The organism is Lysinibacillus sp. NPDC093197, from assembly GCF_044754025.1.
Classification (GTDB): domain Bacteria; phylum Bacillota; class Bacilli; order Bacillales_A; family Planococcaceae; genus Lysinibacillus.
In genome coordinates this window covers 60,296-78,992 of sequence record NZ_JBIVOH010000003.1, presented here as the reverse complement: position 1 = coordinate 78,992, position 18,697 = coordinate 60,296, and the positions used below count along the sequence as shown (strand labels likewise).

18 protein-coding genes are annotated in these 18,697 nt (G+C 35.2%); all 18 read left to right on the top strand.

Annotation, left to right across the window (positions count from 1 at the left end):
* The first annotated feature begins 168 nt into the window (after nucleotides 1-168).
* The 18 genes from ACIP9G_RS10485 (at nucleotide 169) to ACIP9G_RS10400 (ending at nucleotide 18,679) form a co-directional block, all read left to right on the top strand.
* The gene (locus ACIP9G_RS10485) at nucleotides 169-1,251 is read left to right on the top strand and encodes a CAP and S-layer homology domain-containing protein (RefSeq protein ID WP_401019171.1); all 1,083 of its coding nucleotides are present in this window, start codon (nucleotides 169-171) and stop codon (nucleotides 1,249-1,251) included.
* 119 nt (nucleotides 1,252-1,370) lie between these two features.
* Nucleotides 1,371-1,781 (top strand): hypothetical protein, encoded by a 411-nt coding sequence (locus ACIP9G_RS10480; protein ID WP_401019170.1) that lies wholly within the window; start codon nucleotides 1,371-1,373, stop codon nucleotides 1,779-1,781.
* A 335-nt stretch (nucleotides 1,782-2,116) separates the two neighbouring features.
* Nucleotides 2,117-3,502, top strand: coding sequence for a sigma-54 interaction domain-containing protein (locus ACIP9G_RS10475; protein WP_401019168.1), 1,386 nt, complete (start codon nucleotides 2,117-2,119; stop codon nucleotides 3,500-3,502).
* Nucleotides 3,503-3,730: 228 nt separating this feature from the next.
* Nucleotides 3,731-4,147, top strand: coding sequence for an AbrB/MazE/SpoVT family DNA-binding domain-containing protein (locus tag ACIP9G_RS10470; protein WP_340820929.1), 417 nt, complete (start codon nucleotides 3,731-3,733; stop codon nucleotides 4,145-4,147).
* Nucleotides 4,147-4,479 carry a type II toxin-antitoxin system PemK/MazF family toxin gene (locus tag ACIP9G_RS10465; RefSeq protein ID WP_340820928.1) on the top strand — a complete coding sequence of 111 codons (333 nt, stop codon included), beginning with the start codon at nucleotides 4,147-4,149 and terminating at the stop codon, nucleotides 4,477-4,479. The genes ACIP9G_RS10470 and ACIP9G_RS10465 overlap by 1 nt, the downstream gene beginning before the upstream one ends.
* 641 nt (nucleotides 4,480-5,120) lie before the next feature.
* Nucleotides 5,121-5,897: an SDR family NAD(P)-dependent oxidoreductase gene (locus ACIP9G_RS10460; RefSeq protein WP_340820927.1), complete on the top strand. Its 777-nt coding sequence runs from the start codon at nucleotides 5,121-5,123 to the stop codon at nucleotides 5,895-5,897.
* A gap of 22 nt (nucleotides 5,898-5,919) precedes the next feature.
* A complete protein-coding gene (gene gcvPA, locus ACIP9G_RS10455; protein WP_340820926.1) occupies nucleotides 5,920-7,308 on the top strand; it encodes an aminomethyl-transferring glycine dehydrogenase subunit GcvPA in 1,389 nt (462 codons plus the stop codon).
* A 24-nt stretch (nucleotides 7,309-7,332) separates the two neighbouring features.
* The gene (gene gcvPB, locus ACIP9G_RS10450; protein ID WP_401019166.1) at nucleotides 7,333-8,919 is read left to right on the top strand and encodes an aminomethyl-transferring glycine dehydrogenase subunit GcvPB; all 1,587 of its coding nucleotides are present in this window, start codon (nucleotides 7,333-7,335) and stop codon (nucleotides 8,917-8,919) included.
* A gap of 11 nt (nucleotides 8,920-8,930) precedes the next feature.
* Nucleotides 8,931-9,677, top strand: coding sequence for an SDR family NAD(P)-dependent oxidoreductase (locus ACIP9G_RS10445; protein ID WP_340820924.1), 747 nt, complete (start codon nucleotides 8,931-8,933; stop codon nucleotides 9,675-9,677).
* Nucleotides 9,678-9,704: 27 nt separating this feature from the next.
* Nucleotides 9,705-10,541, top strand: a complete 837-nt coding sequence (locus tag ACIP9G_RS10440) for a transporter substrate-binding domain-containing protein (RefSeq protein WP_401019164.1) — start codon at nucleotides 9,705-9,707, stop codon at nucleotides 10,539-10,541.
* Nucleotides 10,542-10,657: 116 nt separating this feature from the next.
* Nucleotides 10,658-11,353 carry an amino acid ABC transporter permease gene (locus ACIP9G_RS10435; protein ID WP_340820922.1) on the top strand — a complete coding sequence of 232 codons (696 nt, stop codon included), beginning with the start codon at nucleotides 10,658-10,660 and terminating at the stop codon, nucleotides 11,351-11,353.
* Nucleotides 11,328-12,050 carry an amino acid ABC transporter ATP-binding protein gene (locus tag ACIP9G_RS10430; protein ID WP_340820921.1) on the top strand — a complete coding sequence of 241 codons (723 nt, stop codon included), beginning with the start codon at nucleotides 11,328-11,330 and terminating at the stop codon, nucleotides 12,048-12,050. The genes ACIP9G_RS10435 and ACIP9G_RS10430 overlap by 26 nt, the downstream gene beginning before the upstream one ends.
* 29 nt (nucleotides 12,051-12,079) lie before the next feature.
* Nucleotides 12,080-13,729, top strand: coding sequence for a M20/M25/M40 family metallo-hydrolase (locus ACIP9G_RS10425; RefSeq protein ID WP_401019161.1), 1,650 nt, complete (start codon nucleotides 12,080-12,082; stop codon nucleotides 13,727-13,729).
* A gap of 405 nt (nucleotides 13,730-14,134) precedes the next feature.
* Nucleotides 14,135-14,773 carry a sigma-70 family RNA polymerase sigma factor gene (locus ACIP9G_RS10420; protein ID WP_401019159.1) on the top strand — a complete coding sequence of 213 codons (639 nt, stop codon included), beginning with the start codon at nucleotides 14,135-14,137 and terminating at the stop codon, nucleotides 14,771-14,773.
* Nucleotides 14,763-14,924, top strand: coding sequence for a YvrJ family protein (locus tag ACIP9G_RS10415; protein ID WP_340820918.1), 162 nt, complete (start codon nucleotides 14,763-14,765; stop codon nucleotides 14,922-14,924). The genes ACIP9G_RS10420 and ACIP9G_RS10415 overlap by 11 nt, the downstream gene beginning before the upstream one ends.
* A 6-nt stretch (nucleotides 14,925-14,930) precedes the next feature.
* Nucleotides 14,931-15,167 (top strand): helix-turn-helix domain-containing protein, encoded by a 237-nt coding sequence (locus ACIP9G_RS10410; protein ID WP_340820917.1) that lies wholly within the window; start codon nucleotides 14,931-14,933, stop codon nucleotides 15,165-15,167.
* Nucleotides 15,168-15,596: 429 nt separating this feature from the next.
* The gene (locus tag ACIP9G_RS10405; protein ID WP_401019157.1) at nucleotides 15,597-16,541 is read left to right on the top strand and encodes a C40 family peptidase; all 945 of its coding nucleotides are present in this window, start codon (nucleotides 15,597-15,599) and stop codon (nucleotides 16,539-16,541) included.
* Nucleotides 16,542-16,783: 242 nt separating this feature from the next.
* Nucleotides 16,784-18,679: an N-acetylmuramoyl-L-alanine amidase gene (locus tag ACIP9G_RS10400; RefSeq protein ID WP_401019155.1), complete on the top strand. Its 1,896-nt coding sequence runs from the start codon at nucleotides 16,784-16,786 to the stop codon at nucleotides 18,677-18,679.
* Nucleotides 18,680-18,697: the final 18 nt, after the last annotated feature.

Sequence of the window (18,697 nt, the reverse complement as noted above, 5' to 3'; positions counted from 1 at the left end):
AAGCAAAATCTTTAGAGTGATTTTTTTAAAATCTTTGTAGGAAAAAACAGGTAATAATGGTATGTTTATATATAAGGCTTATGGGTAAAGAAAATCAATTATCCGATTCTCGATAAGAAGCCGGAACTTTAAAAAAACGCACGCCATACATATAAATAGGAGGTAGCTATGTTAAAAAAAGTATCTAGTATTGTCGGAATGTCGCTTATTTTGCTGGCTACTCCATTTGCCTTACCTCTACCAAATAGCTCAGACGTTGCATTAGCGGCAGAGACGGCAAAGGATGTTTCGCCTTCACATTGGGCGAGAAGCTCGATTCAGCATATGTTAGATAAGCAATATATGACAACGTATCAGGATGGTACGTTTAAGCCAGAGCAAGCGATTACAAGAGCGGAGGCAGCAGCTGCCATTGCCCGTTCTATGCAATTGAAGATGAATGTGCCTGCTAAGACTAAATTTGTAGATTTACCAGCAGATCATCCTTATTATAAGGAGATTTGTGCGCTAGTAGAATTAGGGATATTGCAAAATGGTGATTGCTTTAACCCAGATGCTCCTTTGAAGCGCATGCAAATCGCTAAAATGTTAACGCTCGCATATAAAATTGAGGTAGATTCTCAAAATAATAGTAAGTTTAGTGATATTAATGAAGGCCATTGGGCGAAAGACTATATTGAGTCACTTGCAGATGTCGGTATTATTAAAGGGGTCAACGCGAAACAATTTGCACCTAATCTATTAGTAACACGTGCGCAATTTGCCTCCTTAGTGGAACGAAGCTTGGACTTTACAACGACGCTAACAAATTATGAAATAGCCTATGACTATTTATCAAAAACTTATATTCCGACAAAAAACTACTCAGCGACAATGGCTAACGATGTGTTAAATTTAGTTAACATCGAAAGACAAAAAAGAAAGCTCCCGTTGCTTACCTATGATGGAGCTTTAACACAAGTCGCCGTTATTAAGGCACAGGATATGGTGAATCGACATTATTTTGAGCACGAATCACCTTACTACGGCATGCCCTGGGATTTAGCTACTTTATTCGATTATCCATATACTAGTTTAGGAGAAAATATAGGTAGAAATATTCCAAGCCCTGAGGCGGCTGTTAAAGCATGGATGGCATCGCCATCTCATCGAGAAAATATTTTGCGAGAACATTATACAAATACAGGGGTAGCGATTGCAGTAGACAGCAAAGGAATTTACTATTGGGTCCAGCTATTTTCTAGTCAATGACTTGTGAATGGGTAATCGTCTGAGGTAAAACAAAAGACCACACTATGTGGCTACTAAACGAAGCTCTACCAAAAATGGTAGGGCTTTTCTATTGTACAAGGAGTGGGGTGAATATATCTATGAAATTTAATAAAACATATATTGATAACTTCTTTAACAATATCAATGATTATAATTCAATGGCTGAATTGTTTATTATTGCATCTGGTGAATTAAAAGAACAAAGCAACTTGCCTGATTGGTATGTTGAATTAAGAGAGATGATAAATTGGCAATCACAGTCCAATAGGTCGGGAGTTTGGACATATTATGAAATAGTAAATGATTCTTCAGCTGCCACACTTATAGATATACTGAAAGCAAAAGAAGAAAATGAAATCCTTACTATGTATATGATGGGGATAAATAAATATAGAGATGAAACCCTAATGGAGCATATTGATAAATGGATTTGGGAAAATGAAGAGAGGATTTACCGATATGTCACTGACGTATTTATAAGCAATAAAGATTGGTTTTATTATATCTAACTCACAAAGAATATGTTAATCGAACTTCTACAGAAAGTGAAAATCGCAAAGTACTTCACAAATGTGGGAGTTATATTTTTTCCACATCATTACCCCTCTAATTCAAAATTAAAATAACTATTTCTGATAATATTCGACTTCGAATGTCTGTATTTGTTGAACGATTTTTAAAGGAACGGACCTTTTTTTGCTGAATGTATGTATATATTAGAGATGAATGTCATGTCTAAAATAGCCGTATTAAGCGTTCCCACCAGTGAATGTAGAATTATAAAGTTAAGGATATTTTCGTGTAAAATTCCACTGACTCAATTTACTTCTGAGAGGGTGATGTTATGTTAAATGGTGAAAAGTTAGTACAATCTATAATTATTTTATATGGAGACTTGTTACAAGTGGAAGTAGCTTATTTTACTGCGAAAGGTAAAATTTTAGCAACGGATGAATATAGAAAAAGAAAAGGAGAGCAAGTACATTTACCCTTTTTCCAAAAGTACTATTCTGAGCCATTTCAATACGTGCAGAGACCTGGAAAAATGAAAACATGTTCTGGGTGTAGGTTCCAAAATAATTGTCCTTCCAAAGTAGAAATACTGATGAACTTAGTGAAAGATGATCGGCATTTTGGGTATTTAACATTTGTAAGTTTTACAGATGAAGGTGAAAAGAAATTATCTACTGAACAAAAGAAATATCAATACTGGTTAGCTCGTTTAGGTGAAATTGTTATTAATGTTCTAAATAATGAGGGATCTTATTTATTATTTGAAACAAAAAACGGATTTGATACAAAATATGTACTCGGGGATGCACCTTATTTTCAATTTATTAAAACAAAGCTAAACAGCATTGCGAATAGTTCATCGTCAATTGTCATCACGGGAGAAACGGGGACTGGAAAAAGTTTGTTAGCTAATCATATTCATTCAAACAGTATTACGCATAAAGGGAAATTTGTAGAGTTAAACTGTGCTAGTATTCCAGAAACTTTATTTGAAAGTGAATTATTTGGCTATGAAGAAGGGGCATTTACTGGCGCTAGAAGAAAAGGAAAACAAGGATATTTTGAGATTGCAGATAAAGGTACGTTATTCCTTGATGAAATTACAGAATTACCATTGCACCTTCAAGCTAAACTATTATCGGTTTTACAGAATGGTCTTATTTATAGAGTGGGAGCAATTGAACCTAGAAAGGTAAACGTAAGAATTATTGCTGCAACAAATAGACCTTTAGAGGAAATGGTGAAAAGAGGAGAGTTTCGTGCAGATTTATACTATCGATTAAATGTTATTCCTTTAACTTTGCCACCATTAAAAGAAAGAAAAGGTGAAATGGAGTACTTAATTTTTACGTTACTAGAAAAGATTCAACATAAAACAGGTAAATATATTAAAGATTTTACAGACGAATTTTTAGCTGAATTGAATGCTTATTATTGGCCAGGCAACATACGAGAATTAGAAAATGTTTTAGAATACAGTATGGTAATGGAAGATTCTTTACAATTAACGAAAGATAGTTTACCAAGCTATATTATTGAATATAATAGAATGCAAAATACTCACATCAGACCGCCTAAACTGTTAAGAAATATGGAAATGGAATTAATTAACCAAAAACTTTCTGAATACGGAAATGATGCTGCAGGTAAGGAACGTCTTGCAGAAGAGTTAGGCATCAGTACAAGGACTCTTTATAGAAAATTAAAAAGTAATTAAGAGGGCAGTTGATTTCCGCTACGGGCGGGCGCTTTCCTCATGCGCATGTTGTGCTATTCCCGCAGGAGTCGCCGTGGATTTTTCCTTGGCAAGTGAAATTGTTTGAGTGCCTGGCACTCAGTACTTTGTAAGTCACAAATAATCTAAAGCAAATGGGATATATGTAAGAATCATTCTTTGATTTTGTGTATATACTATGTATACACAAAAGAGAGGAGGCTTGTTATAATGGATGAAACACCGAAGAAGCCTGCATCGCCCAATAAACCGTCATTGAACAACAACAATGAACGTATCTATGACCAAAGTCTAACGAACAAAAGCGACCCACCAAAGGATGATAAAATGACAACACATAAATTAGATAAATTTATAGTAGGTAATGAATTAGCCGTGCGAACAGTAACTTCATCAGTGCAAAAATGGGGTAATAGCCTTGCTGTTAGAATCCCAAAAGACATGGCAGAAAATAAAGCATTCGAGCAGGGAACAGCGGTTGAAATTATTGAAACAGTCGATGGTTTAAAAATAGTACTCAAGAAGAAAAAAATAGAGTATCAACTTGCTGACTTATTAAGCCAATGTAAACCGGAAAACTGCCATGAAACAATAGACTTCGGTGTAGCTGGGAAGGAACTGATTTAATGAGCACCGTTCCAGACAAAGGAGATTTAGTTTTTCTAGATTTCAATCCCCAAACAGGGCACGAACAGGCAGGCAGCCGTCCGGGTATCGTACTATCACCAAAAGCATTTAATGAAATAACTGGATTCGCTACTATTTGTCCAATTACAAATACAAAAAAAGGATGGGGATTTGAAGTAGAGATTCCTGAAAACCAAGTTTTTACGGGCGTAATTTTAACTGACCAATTGAAAAATCTCGATTGGAAAGCTCGGAAATTATCTGTTCGTGGTCAAGCACCTATTGAAGTAGTAGAGGAATGTATGGCAAAAATTAAAGCATTCCTTTACTAGTAGCCTGTCGCGTACAGGCTTTTTTTTTGTTTAAAAATCAACATACAACAATTGAAGTAGGGCAATGAAACAAGCTTGCTATTATAGCTAGGTTTGTTATGTTCCTTATAAATAAGAAGAAACCCAATTTTGAAAGTAAATAAATAAGTAGTAAATTCTTACATATTACATATCCCTCAATTATTAATTCATAGCCTCTTGGTATTTTTGGAATACACTTATATTATTGAAAGTTTATCATTCTATGTGATGTATGGTGTAGTCCGTATGTCTGCTGATAAGCACAGCAATATTTTGGTGCTTGTGGCCTCCCCCTTCCTGAGCGGCACTATATAAGAAAGAAGACAAACTAGGAAAAGCATGTAGTGAGCCGTCTTTCAATATTTTGTTCGTTTCCATATTCTACTTCTAAACAGACATTCCTCTAAATTTGAAGTTTCGTGCAGATTCCCTTTGTAAACGCCTTCCTTAATTATCAACTCAATAATAATTCAAATATTATGACAAAAACGGCATTTGAAATGACAGCTGTGTCAAAAAATAATGATTTATTATTTATGAATCTCGTATTATCAGCTTTTTAAAGTTGGCATGATTTTTGCATTATATAAATCGAGAAACAAAAAAGGGGGTACATTTATTTGCTAGATTACTTTGAATTAGGTGGGAAGATTGCAGTAGTAACAGGGGGAGCTTCAGGAATAGGTCTTGCAACCGCTAAATTACTAAGTGAGGTGGGGACTAAAACGATCATTCTTGATATCGATCAGCAGAAGGGCAAGGAAACAGAAGAAACACTGCGGGCTGAGGGCTTAAATATTGAGTTTGTAAAGTGTGATGTAACGAACTCGCAAGATTGCCAGCGTGTGGCGGAGTTAATAGAAGAAAAGCATGGAAAAGTCGATGTGCTCTTTAATAATGCAGGCATTATTCGTAGAAAAACAGTGGTGGACTTAGAAGAATCGGATTGGGATGCGGTAATTAATGTTTCTTTAAAAGGCGTTTATCTTCTTTCAAAATATTTAATTCCCCTTATGCGAAACCATGGCGGCGGCAGCAGTATTATCAATACCGGATCTGGTTGGGGATTAAAAGGTGGAGACAAAGCTGCATCTTACTGCGCTGCGAAAGCAGGGGTTGTAAATTTAACAAAAGCTATGGCTATCGACCATGGATCAGAGAACATTCGTGTAAATTGTATTTGCCCTGGAGATACAGATACGCCGCTACTTCGAGGTGAGGCAAAACAATTAAATATAGAAGAATCTAGTTTTCTTCGTAGTTCAGCGGTTGATAGACCATTGGCAAGGTTGGGAACACCTGAAGATATTGCGAAGGGGGTACTATTCCTTGCAAGTGGTTTATCCGCTTGGGTTACAGGAACTACATTAACCGTTGATGGTGGCGGCTTAGCATAAAAAATTATAGGAGGTATTTTATATGAGTAAAAAAGTTCATCCATACATTCCAAATATGGTACCTGAAGTAAAACAAGAAATGTTAGACGAAATTGGTGTGCATTCTATTAAAGAACTCTATTCTTGCATTCCTGACGACTTACAGTATAAAGGAACAATGAATATCCCGAAAGCATTGAATGAATTGGAGCTACGACGACATATTGAAGGGCTATTAAATAAAAATATAAGCACTAATGAATATCTTAACTTTTTAGGGGCTGGTTGTTGGCAACATTTTATTCCGGCAGTATGTGATGAGGTGAATCAAAGAGCTGAATTTTTAACTGCTTATGCGGGTGAACCATACGAAGATCATGGACGTTTCCAAGCTTTATTTGAATACCAAAGTCTTATGGCAGAACTTGTCGATATGGAAGTAGTGAATGTGCCAACATTTGATTGGGCACAGGCTGCAGCTACTTCGATTCGTATGGCTAGTCGTATTACTAAACGTACTAAAGTTTTACTTGCTAGTACAGTTTCACCTGAGAGAAAAAAGATTATTACAAACTATGGAACACCTCAATTAGCATTTGAAGATGTACATTTTAATCTTAATACAGGATTAATGGATTTAGCAGATTTAGAAAGAAAATTATCTAATGATGTTGCGGCGATCTATTTCGAAAATCCATCCTATTTAGGATTTATTGAATCACAAGGGCAAGAGATTTCAAATCTTGCAAAAAAATACGGAGCAATAATCGTAGTTGGGGTTGATCCAATTTCACTTGGAATACTGGCACCACCAAGTCAATATGGAGCTGATATTGTATGTGGAGACCTTCAACCACTAGGAATGCATATGAATTTTAGTGGAGGGCAGGCAGGTTTTATTGCGACACATAATGATCCGAAATTCGTAAATGAATACCCATCACGATTATTTGGCATTATTCCGACTGTAAAACAAGGAGAGTATGGTTTTGGTGATATTGCATATGACCGTACATCTTTTGCAGATAGAGAAAACGGTAAAGAATCTGTCGGTACGCAAACAGCTCTATGGGGCATTACAGCAGGTGTTTATTTATCGTTAATGGGACCAAACGGGATGTACGAATTAGGTCAAGCAATTATGCAAAATAGTCAGTACGCAGTAATGCAACTTAATAAAATTCAGAACATTAGAGGTTCGAGAATTACATCGCCATTTTTCAAGGAATTTATTATCGACTTTAATGATACAGGCTTAACTGTCGAAGAAATCAATGCACAATTATTAGAGCACAAGATTTTTGGAGGGAAGGACCTTTCGAAAGAGTTTCCTCAATATGGTCAGTCGGCACTTTGTTGTGTAACTGAAGTGCATACGAAAGAAGATATCGACAAACTAGTAAGTGTTTTATCAAAAATTGTGACGAAATAATGAGGTAGAAAGGAGAGCATTAGCATGTTAAAAATTCAAAGACAGTCTGTCAATATAGATTTTCATCAAGCCAAGTGGAATGAGCCTATAATTTTCGAGCTACATCAACCAGGTGAAGTTGGAGTGGAAGTACCGCAAGCTTCACAAGAAGTTGTAGATGTAGTGGGTGATGGCGTTTCAGTTCTACCGAAAAATATAAAGCGAGCAAGTAAGCCGAACTTACCAGAAATCGGCCAAGCCCGTGTATTACGCCATTATGTTCGTCTTTCACAAGAAACATTAGGGTCGGATTTTAATGTAGAAATTGGTCAAGGCACTTGTACGATGAAGTACATTCCGAAAATTAACGAGTTACTAATTCGTAATTCTAAAATAATGGAACTACATCCTCTGCAAGATGTTAGTACTGTTCAAGGAATGTTAGAAATCATTCATAATATGGATTTAGCAATGCGTGACATTTCAGGTATGGATGCATTCTCGTTCCAACCGAGTGGTGGCACACAAGCACTATTTGCGATGGCATCGATTATACGTAAGTATTTTGAAGTTAAAGGTGAGGCAGATCAACGTAATGAAATTATTACAACCATTTTCTCTCATCCATCTCAAGCAGCAACGGCAGTTGTAAAGGGATATAAAATTATTACTTTACATCCAGACGAAAATGGATTCCCTAATATTGAAAAGTTAAAAGAAGTTGTATCCGAACGAACAGCTGGCTTTGTTGTAGCTAACCCAGAAGATACGGGAATTTACAATTCAAAAATTAAAGAATTTACAAAGATTGTACATGATGCAGGTGGTATTTGTTACTACGATCAAGCGAATGCAAATGGTTTATTAGGCATTACACGTGCTAAAGAGGCAGGCTTCGATATGTGTTTCTTTAATTTACACAAAACATTCGCAGCGCCACATATGTGTGGGGGACCAGCTACAGGTGCATTAGGCGTAACAGCGGAATTAAAACCGTATTTACCTGGACCGATTGTCGAAAAAAGTGGTGATCAATATGTATTAAATGATCAATTAGAGCATTCAATTGGGAAAGTACGCGCTTTCCACGGCGTTGCACAAACTATTTTACGTTCTTATGCATGGATTCGAGCATTAGGACAAGAAGGACTTAAAGCAGTGGCAGAAACTGCTGTGCTAAATAATAACTATTTATACAGTAAAGTATCGAAAATTCGTGGCGCAAGTGTACCTTATGTACAAGGGCAACGACTGGAACAGGTTCGTTATAGTTGGGAGCAGTTGGAGAAGGAAACAGGTGTCACAACAGAGGATGTACAGCGTCGTATGACAGACTTTGGTTTACATTACTGGACAAGTCATCATCCATACATTGTGCCACAACCATTCACACTAGAACCAACAGAATCCTACTCTAAAGCAGATTTAGATGAATATATCCAGGCACTTGAACAAATTTCAAAGGAAGCATATGAAAATCCAGAGGTAGTGAAAAATGCACCGCAAAATAGTACCATTCATCAATTAATCGAAGCAGATTATTTAGATAATCCCGCAAAATGGTGTACTTCATGGCGGGTATATCAAGAAAAGGTGAAAAATGAAGCGGAATTAACAAGTTATAACCGCTAGGGGGTATTTTGATGACAACAAGGCATAGTAGTTTAAAAAAGAAGAGAGTAGTCATTACAGGAGGAGCAAGTGGTATAGGATTAGCTACAGCACAACGCTTTGTAGAAGAAGGTTCTGTCGTCGCTATTTTAGATATTAATGAAGAAAGTATTGAAAAGTCTATAAAAGAAAACAAAGGAATTGCCAAAGGATATGTAGTGGATGTTAGTAACCCTGCAAGTGTAAACGCTGTCTTTAAAAAAATTAAAGAGGATTTAGGGGGAGTGGACGTTTTTATTGCAAATGCAGGGATTAGCGTTCGCTCTAAATTCCTTGATATTAATCCAGAACAATGGAATAAAGTTTTAAACATTAATTTAAATGGTGTGTTTTATACATCTCAAGCCGCTGCAAAAATCATGGTTGAACAGGGGAAAGGCGTTATACTCATGACTGCCTCTACAAATGGTGTTACGGGACATCCATTCTATGCAGACTATAACGCTTCAAAAGCAGGCGTTAATCTTTTAGCAAAAACGATGGCATTAGAATTGGCTCCAATCATTCGAGTGAACACAATATGTCCAGGGTATGTATTAACACCGATGCAAATGGCTGAGTATACTCCTGAAATGTTAGAGGTTGTAAATGAAGGTATTCCTTTAAAACGGCATGCAGATCCAAAAGAAATAGGGGCGTTGTATGCCTTCCTTGCTTCAGATGAATCTGCTTATATTACAGGGCAAACAATTGCCATTGATGGTGGAGAATTAGCTTAATCATAAAACGAGGGGGATTGGTATTTTATGAAGAAAAGTCTATTCTATTTTTTATTGGTGTTAGTTGCTTCATTGATGGTTGCGTGTTCAGAAAAAGATTCGAATGTACAAATTGAAACAGCTGCAAGTAGTGAAGGAGAAACGAAAGCAGGAGAAGAAAATAGCACAACATCAGATATGAAATTAGTGAATGATGGAAAGTTAACTTTTGCAATGAGTGGCTTACTAAAGCCATTAAATTATAAGGAAAATGAAAAATTAGTTGGTTTTGATGTAGAAATTGGCAATGAAATTGCAAAGAGAATTGGCCTTGAACCAAACCCTGTTACAAATCCATGGGAAACGATCCTCCAAGGGTTACGAGGAGAGAAATATGATGCAATTATAGGGAGTATGACAGCTACTGAGGAGAGAGCAAAACAGGTTGATTTCTCAGATCCATATTATATTTCGGGCGCCACAGTATTTATTTCAAGTAAAAATAAAGAAATCAAATCGTTAGATGACTTAAAGGGAAAGACAATCGGTGTTATGCAAGCTAGTACTTATGTTGAAGATGCAAAAAAATATACAGATAAAATTAAAGAATTTCCTAGTGAGATATATGCATTACAAGACCTTCCTCCAGGACGTTTAGACGCAGTAATTACAGATAAAATAGTAGGGATTTCCGCGATGAAAGAATCAGGTTTAGAAATTCAAACAGTAGGAGAAGAAATTAAAAGAGAAGAAATTGCAGTAGCTATTAAAAAGGACAATCAAGTGTTATTAGAAGCAATTAATAAAGCAATTGCAGATATGGTTGCAGACGGAACGTATAAAGACATAAGTACAAAATGGTTTGGCAAAGATCTATTAGAGTAATCCAATCCTAAATTATTTTACCTAGTATTATAGATTAATTCTAGGTAAAATAATTTGAATATTCCAAAAACATTAATCTTCTATACCAATACACTTAAAGAGGTTAGGTGATTTATATGGAGTTTTTAACGAATATAGCATCGATATTCCAAAAACATGGCATTGAATTTTTAAAAGCAACTATTTTGACAGTTGAGTTAACAGTAGTTTCTTTATTAATTGCTTGTGTTATTGGTCTAATTTTTGCCTTCTTCAAAGTTTCGAATATCAAGATATTAGAGAAGATAGCAAACGCTTATATTTTTATTATTCGGGGTATGCCACTTATCGTACAACTTATGTTCCTATACTACGGTATTTCTAGTATTTTTGTTCTTTCCGATTTTGCAGCAGGTGCTATTGCACTTGGTATTCATTCTGGTGCCTATATTGCAGAAATCTTTCGAGGATCGATTCAATCAATCGATAAAGGACAAATGGAAGCTGGCCGCTCATTAGGTATGACGTATTTTAAAACAATGAGACGAATTATTTTACCACAGAGCTTTAAGCGAGCTATACCTTCATTGGCTAATCAATTCATTATTGGATTAAAAGACTCTTCTTTAGTAGCCTATATCGCCGTTTCAGAATTATTTAACCATGCATTATCTGCCCAAGCGTATAACTACATGCCTTTAGAAACCTACTTTGTCGTAGGCGTATATTACTTGATTTTAGTTCTAATATTCACACTGTTGTTCAATAAACTGGAAAGCAGAATGGATGTTGGAAAGGAGAAAAAGCATGATAAAGTTGAAGTCGCTTTCTAAATCATTTGGTAAATTAAAAGTTTTAAAAGACATTAACCTTGAGATTAATAAATCAGAAGTAGTTGTTTTAATTGGAGCAAGTGGTTCGGGAAAAAGTACGTTGTTACGTTGTATGAATTTTTTAGAGTTATTAGATGAGGGTACTATAAGTATTAACGATGAGATTATTGATATCGAAAAAACAAACTTAAATAAAGTCAGAGAAAATATGGGTATGGTATTTCAACACTTCAATTTATTTCCGCATTTAAGCGTTTTACAAAACATAACTGAAGCACCCATACAGGTGAAAAAGCAAAGTAAAGAGGAAGCGAATAAAAAAGCAATGGAGTTATTAACGAGAGTTGGGCTTGCTGATAAAGCTAACTACTATCCTGAACAGTTATCTGGAGGACAAAAGCAACGGGTTGCTATTGCAAGAGCACTTGCGATGAACCCAAACGTTATGCTGTTTGATGAACCAACATCGGCGCTAGATCCTGAATTAGTTGGCGAAGTATTAGAAACAATGAAAAGTTTAGCAAGAGATGGTATGACAATGGTCATTGTAACGCATGAAATGGGCTTTGCAAGAGAGGTTGCGGATAGAGTAATTATGTTAGCTGATGGAAAAATAATTGAAGAAGGCCCTCCTTCAGAATTTTTTAAAACGCCGAAGGAAGAGAGAACAGCGAAGTTTTTACAGCAAGTTTTATAATCATTCACTTAAGTTAGGGGTTGTTATTTATGTTGAAAACGTATGAAGAAGTATTAAAAGTGACAAATGATCTTGTAAATATTGAAAGTATCGTAAATACCGAAGGCGAAATTGATATTTCAAAATCACTTGCTAAAACAATTGCTAACCTTCCTTACTTTCAAAAAAATCCAGACTATGTGTTTACTTCACAAACGGTCGATGATGAGATTGAGCGATATAACGTATTTGCTTTTGTAAGAGGGACAAAAGAAAGTAGCGCTAAAACAGTCGTATTAATGGGCCATACCGATACGGTTGGAATAGATGATTATAATAGCTTGAAAGAGAAAGCATGTTTTCCGAATCATCTTCAAGAAGCATTAAAAAACGAAAAGGTTCCTCCGTTAGTTAAGGCGCATTTAGAATCCAATGAATGGTTATTTGGCAGAGGAACATTAGATATGAAAAGCGGTGTGGCAAGTAATTACTATCTATTAAAGTATTATTCAGAGCATCCTGAAGAATTAAAAGGAAATATTGTATTTTTTGCTGAGTGTGATGAGGAAGATAGCTCGCACGGGGTATTGTCAGGTTTAAATGATTTGAAAAAACTGAGAGAAGCGTATGGATTTGAATATGAGGCGTTAATAAATTCTGATTTTGTAGCGCCTAGGTATGAAGGCGATGAAAATAGATATATTTATAAAGGTAGCGTCGGGAAGCTACTTCCTTCATTTTATATAACCGGAGCTGAAAGTCATGTGGGATCTAGCTTTGAAGGACTTGATCCTAACTATATCGCAGCAGAGTTAACTAGACAAATTGCATATAATCCTGAGCTATGTGATAAATCTTTAGGCGAAACGCCTATGCCACCAGTAACGTTGAAGCAAACAGATTTTAAAGAAACGTATACTGTTCAAACAGCACTTGCTTCATATGTATATTATAATTTCTTTGTTCAATCATGGTCGCCTAAAGATGTTCTTGAAAAGCTAAAAAATCAAGCAGAAATTGCCTTTAATAATGTAGTTAATAATATAAATAGTCACTATAAGAGATATTGTGAAATTAGTGAACAGGAATATACAAAATTGCCTTGGGAAACGAGGGTGGTATTTTATGAAGAACTAGAGCAATCAATTATTTCACAATCTGGTGAACGTTATAAAGAGCATATGAAGAAATTTAAAGAAGACTTACTAGAAAATAAAGAATTAGATGTACGTATGTTTTCTGCGAGAGTCGTAGAAGAAACATGGAAATGGGCAAAGGATAAGAGCCCTGCTATTATTATTTTTTATTCCTCACTTTATTCACCACGCGTAGAGGTGACTGGAAAAGATCAAAAAGAAAAAAATCTACTAATAGCTTTAGATCATGCTATCGAAAAAGTTCAACCACATTATAATAAGCCAATTGTACAAAGAAATTATTTTCCTTATATTTGTGACATGAGCTGTGTAGCGATAAATGACGATGAAGATAGCATTCAATCCGTTATTAACAATAATCCAAGTTGGGGAACAAAACATTTTGTCGATTATAATACTATTAGGGATTTAAATATTCCAGCAATTAATATTGGACCGTATGGTTATGATGCACATAACAGATACGAAAGAACTGAATTAAAATATACAATGGAAATTATGCCTAATATAACGAAACATGTAATAGATAAGCTACTTGATTAATGTCTACAGTTATAACCGTTGATATTGCATTTAGAAGAGCCCTAAGACTATAGACAAACTCGAACAATTTCAAGTTTGTCTATAGTCTTATTAAATTGTGTGAAAATTGTTTGAGTGCCTGGCACATAAAGGTTGTGATTTTGAAGATTATTTATTCTATATACCATAGGAATAGGGGGGATGAAGAATGACTATCTGCTTCTAAAAGAAATTGTGTAAATAATCTATGTTAACGAGTAAGAGTAAAACGTTAAAATAATTATTAGATGGGGAAACTAGGTTAAGTACAAATAGTTTATTTTTGAAAAAAAGAACGTACACTCTTTTTTTTTACCTAAAATAAGAACATATGCTCTATTTATTATTAGGAAGTGAATGTATGCTTCTTACAAAGGAGTGCTTTGAGTGTTGGAAAATAAATGGGATGAAGATAGAATTGAAAAATTTGAATGTGAAAATCGACAGCTATTAAAAAATGATTTGGTAATTTCCTTTTTGAAAATACCAACTAACAAAGAAAAGTACATGGAAACAATATCAAACCCTACTCCCGAGAATATGAAAGAATTAGATATATTATTTAAACATTTCTATTTCAAAATCCGCTTTATTTCTCATATTTCTTCAACTCTAAAGTTTAATTCAATTAATTTCGACAAAAGATTGAGGCTTATACAATCCAGATTTTCTCTTACTTTAGATGCCACCATTAATACTAGTGAAGGACAAGGAACATTTCTCGATTTAGTAGCGGACGAACAAGCAGAAGACCATTTTAGTGGGATAATTTTAAATGATGATTTACATGAATATGTAATAAACCCAATATTGCATGATGCATTAAATTCGTTGACTAAAAAGCAAAAGGAGATCATTAGTCTAGCTTATGCAGAAGGATTAAGCGATACGGAAATTGGACGAAGATTAAATAAAACGCAGCAAGCTGTCTCTAAAACCCATAAGAAAGCTTTGGAAAATATGCTGATTTACATTGAAAGGCAAAAGAAGAATGGGGAAAAAAGGGGGATTTCTGATGATAACTGAACCAACTGATTGGATTATGATAATCGGAAATTTTGGCTTTCCGATTGCAATAACAGTATATCTATTTATTAGATTTGAAAAGAAATTAGAAAACCTTGAACTAAGTATTCATAAGTTATCGGAACGTATTAAAAATTCAAGAAGGGACTGAAGGGAGATGTCACAAGAATTAATTGCCCTAGTAAAAAAATCGAAACATGACGATAAAGCTTTATTAACTGTAATAAATTATTTTGAGCCTATCTTGAAACAGTGCCTTTATCAAACGCATCCACATTTTAGAGAGGATTTACGTCAGGATTTACTTATTAAACTCATCCATACTATAAGAAAATATGATGTCAATTCCGTCCCAGGATTCTGGGATTTGAAGAAACGATATAATGGCCAATAAAATTAGGATGATTACAATTAGTTCTAAAGCGGTCAAATGGGTAAAAATTTTTGATCGTTTTAGTTCTAAACAGTTGTATGCATCTTCAATAAATAAAATCGTGGTGGTATAGCCAAGTGGTAATGAACCAGTTTGTCCTCGGTTTAAATCCGAGTGTCCTCTAAAATTGTTGAAAATTGTTTGAGTGCCTGGCACTTTAAAGTACGCTCTATTGTAACAAAGCGTGGCTAATATTACAGGAATGTTACAAAAAGCCGGAATACCCATTAATTAATACCCATATTTTAGCGTTGGTAAACCACAAAACGTTGGTATATCAGCTTTTTTTTTACTTTCAAAACCGTTACACAATTGAAAAATTAAAATACCATCATTTGTGATAGTCTATGTATAGGCAAAAAAGTTCCTTGAGAGGGGTATAACAAACTTATGAAGAAAAAATGGTTATTACCGATTTTTGCATCTTTTATGTTATTTTCAACAATTCAAATAGATAACGCTGAAGCGGCAACTGCAAATGAAGTTACTGAAACAGCGACGAAATATTTAGGTATTCCTTATGCTTATGGTGGTACAACTACTAGTGGATTAGATTGCTCTGGCTTTACTTCTAAAGTCTTCAATGATTTAGGCATTAAATTGAACCGTACATCAAGCTCACAATATCAGCAAGGTACAGCGGTTGCGAAGAGTGACCTAAAAATTGGCGACTTACTTTTCTTTAACACGAGTGGTAGTGGTATCTCACATGTAGCGATATACATAGGTGATGGTAAAATGATTCACTCTCAAACAGGTAAAGGTGTTAGCTATTCTAGTGTAAACGATCCATATTATTGGAGTTCTCGTTACGTTGGTGCAAAACGCGTAGCGGATTTTGACGCTGAACAACAAGCTGAAGTGACAAAAGTAGCGACTGCTGAAGTTAAGGACGCTGCAATTGACTTTACAGTATATGCTTCACGTGCAGAAGTTGCTGTACAAATAGCAAAAGCTTTAAACTTAGATACATCAGATAAAAATACATCATTTGCTGACGTAAAACCTACTTATGCACATGCTGGTGCAATTGCTGCAGTAGCGAAGTTAGGTATTTTTACAGGTGATGATCACGGCAAATTTAATCCTTCTTCTCCAATGACTCGTGCACAAATTGCAAAAGTTTTAGTAGTAGCTTTTGGTCTTGAGCATAAAGGTGATGTGGTGACATTTGCAGATGTTCCTGAAAATTATTGGGCAACAGAATATATTTCAATACTAGCATCAAACGGTATTACAGCAGGTAAAGATAACGGTAATTTCGGTTATGATGAAATGTTAAAAATTTCTCAACTTGAAACATTTATCGAGCGTGCTAAGCAAGTGAATAAGTAATCAATTTCTACTTCGCTTCGGACAAGGGCTACGTTTGAAGTGAAGCAATGCATGGAAGTTCTTTTAAATAATGTATAAATGGGGAGAGTTTGCACTTGCAGGCTCTCTTCTTTTTATGAATCCATATGAAATGGGGTGATATAAAAAAATGTCGAATAGTTACAATCTATGATAGTTTTATATGTGAATTTTTGTTAAAATGGACACAATAACACGAGAACATGAAGGGAGGAAATAAGACATTGTACTTTAAAAAAATCAGTCTTATATTATGCGTCTTATTCATTTCAGCTTCTATGTTTACGATACATAGTGCAAATGCAAGTGGTGGTTTTGAAGATGTTACCCCAAAGCATGAAGCTTATGAAGAGATCAATTATTTAATTAGTTTAGGTGTTATAAAAGGGTATACGGAAAATGGTAAAACGTATTATAAGCCTTATAATAGCGTAACGCGCGGACAAGTTGCAAAAATGGCTGTCGTTGCTTCTGGCAACAAACCATTAGTTGTCAATAAATCTAACTTTTCAGATGTAACGGTTGGTACCGAGCTTTCGGGTTACGTTGAACGTGCCATACAGTTAGGTTACTTTAAAACAAATACAACTGGACAGTTTTTACCGAACAAGCCTTTAACTCGTGATGAAATGAGTTATGTATTAACAAAGGCATTTAAGCTTGATGCAAGTGAATACGAAAATATGGATTCTCCCTTTGTTGATGTAGGTATTACACATCCTTACGTTCAATATGTAAATACGATTTACTATAATGGTATTACAAAGGGAAGCGGTCAAAATTATAATCCAAATAGCCAAGTGACACGTGCGCAGTTCGCATTATTTGTTGCTCGTGCAAAAAGTGAAAAATATCGTTTAGAGCTACCTGTAAAAGGTGTTACTGTTCCAGATACAACACAGGTTATTGGTTTAATTCAAGTGACAACAGATGGCTTGAATATTCGTAAATCAAAAGACTCGGTATCTAGTTCGAACATAGTAGGTACAGTCGATAAAGGTGGAAAACTATCAGTCTATGCAGTTGAAGGTGACTGGTTAAAAGTAACATATAAAGGTGCATTTGCTTATATTTATAAAACGTACGCACAGTTTTTAGATGCGGACGGTAATGCATTAGGGAATATTCAAAAAGAAGTTAAAACAACACAAGGTATCAATCTCTACGTGAAGGCTAGTTCGTCTTCTAAAACAATTTCAACAATTAATAGTAATGTCAAACTGCCTGTCTACAAAACGGTTAATGGCTACTATTTAACAGTTGTAAATGGCTTGCCAGGATATATTGTTGCAAATAGCACAGAGGATGTGGAAGTAGAACAACCTTCAAAACCAGATCCAACTCCTCCGCCAGTTGCAGGAGACTTACTAGGTCGTGCAACTGTTGGTAGTCTAAATGTGCGCAAAGAAGCGAACTCAACTTCTACAGTATTAGGTAAATTAAATAAGGGCGACTATGTGCATGTTAATAGCATTAGTGGCTATTGGGCTCAAATTACTTTTGATGGCCAAACTGGCTATGTGCATAAATCTTATTTAAAACTATTAAACCAAAGTGGTAATGCACTGAAAAATCGTATTATCATTCTTGACCCTGGTCATGGTGGTAAAGATCCTGGAGCTGTAGTAGGTTCCAATTCAGAAAAGGCTATTACTTTAAAAGTTAGCACACTTGTAAAACAGAAACTTGAAGCAGCTGGAGCAAAAGTGTTAATGACACGAACAGGTGACACATATCCTTCGTTGCAAGACCGTGTTGACTTTACCGATGCAAATTATGGCGAAATCTTTGTTAGTATACATGTCAACTCAGCAACTAGCACCTCTGCACAAGGTACTGAAACATATTATGCTGTGACAACTGGAGATATGTATCAAGAAGATATAGATCTAGCTACTTTTGTAAATAACCAAATTGTTAATAACTTAAACATGAAAAATCGCGGTGTTAAAGAGCAACAATATTATGTTATTCGCAACACATTAATTCCAGCGATTCTAGTAGAGCTAGGTTTCCTTACAAATAGTGAAGACCGCGGCAAAATGACAGATGATCAATATATCGAATTATTTGCTGAAGCTATTTATAAAGGGATTTCACAATACTACGCTAAACAATAAAAATAAAGAGCTACATCG

Bases quoted from the DNA above. Each gene is read 5' to 3' on its own strand.
- ACIP9G_RS10405 (WP_401019157.1), top strand. From the start codon at position 15,597: ATGAAGAAAAAATGGTTATTACCGATTTTTGCATCTTTTATGTTATTT.
- ACIP9G_RS10425 (WP_401019161.1), top strand. From the start codon at position 12,080: ATGTTGAAAACGTATGAAGAAGTATTAAAAGTGACAAATGATCTTGTA.
- ACIP9G_RS10430 (WP_340820921.1), top strand. From the start codon at position 11,328: ATGATAAAGTTGAAGTCGCTTTCTAAATCATTTGGTAAATTAAAAGTT.
- ACIP9G_RS10465 (WP_340820928.1), top strand. From the start codon at position 4,147: ATGAGCACCGTTCCAGACAAAGGAGATTTAGTTTTTCTAGATTTCAAT.
- gcvPB (WP_401019166.1), top strand. From the start codon at position 7,333: ATGTTAAAAATTCAAAGACAGTCTGTCAATATAGATTTTCATCAAGCC.
- ACIP9G_RS10475 (WP_401019168.1), top strand. From the start codon at position 2,117: ATGTTAAATGGTGAAAAGTTAGTACAATCTATAATTATTTTATATGGA.
- ACIP9G_RS10410 (WP_340820917.1), top strand. From the start codon at position 14,931: ATGTCACAAGAATTAATTGCCCTAGTAAAAAAATCGAAACATGACGAT.
- gcvPA (WP_340820926.1), top strand. From the start codon at position 5,920: ATGAGTAAAAAAGTTCATCCATACATTCCAAATATGGTACCTGAAGTA.
- ACIP9G_RS10470 (WP_340820929.1), top strand. From the start codon at position 3,731: ATGGATGAAACACCGAAGAAGCCTGCATCGCCCAATAAACCGTCATTG.
- ACIP9G_RS10415 (WP_340820918.1), top strand. From the start codon at position 14,763: ATGATAACTGAACCAACTGATTGGATTATGATAATCGGAAATTTTGGC.
- ACIP9G_RS10480 (WP_401019170.1), top strand. From the start codon at position 1,371: ATGAAATTTAATAAAACATATATTGATAACTTCTTTAACAATATCAAT.
- ACIP9G_RS10445 (WP_340820924.1), top strand. From the start codon at position 8,931: ATGACAACAAGGCATAGTAGTTTAAAAAAGAAGAGAGTAGTCATTACA.
- ACIP9G_RS10485 (WP_401019171.1), top strand. From the start codon at position 169: ATGTTAAAAAAAGTATCTAGTATTGTCGGAATGTCGCTTATTTTGCTG.
- ACIP9G_RS10435 (WP_340820922.1), top strand. From the start codon at position 10,658: ATGGAGTTTTTAACGAATATAGCATCGATATTCCAAAAACATGGCATT.
- ACIP9G_RS10440 (WP_401019164.1), top strand. From the start codon at position 9,705: ATGAAGAAAAGTCTATTCTATTTTTTATTGGTGTTAGTTGCTTCATTG.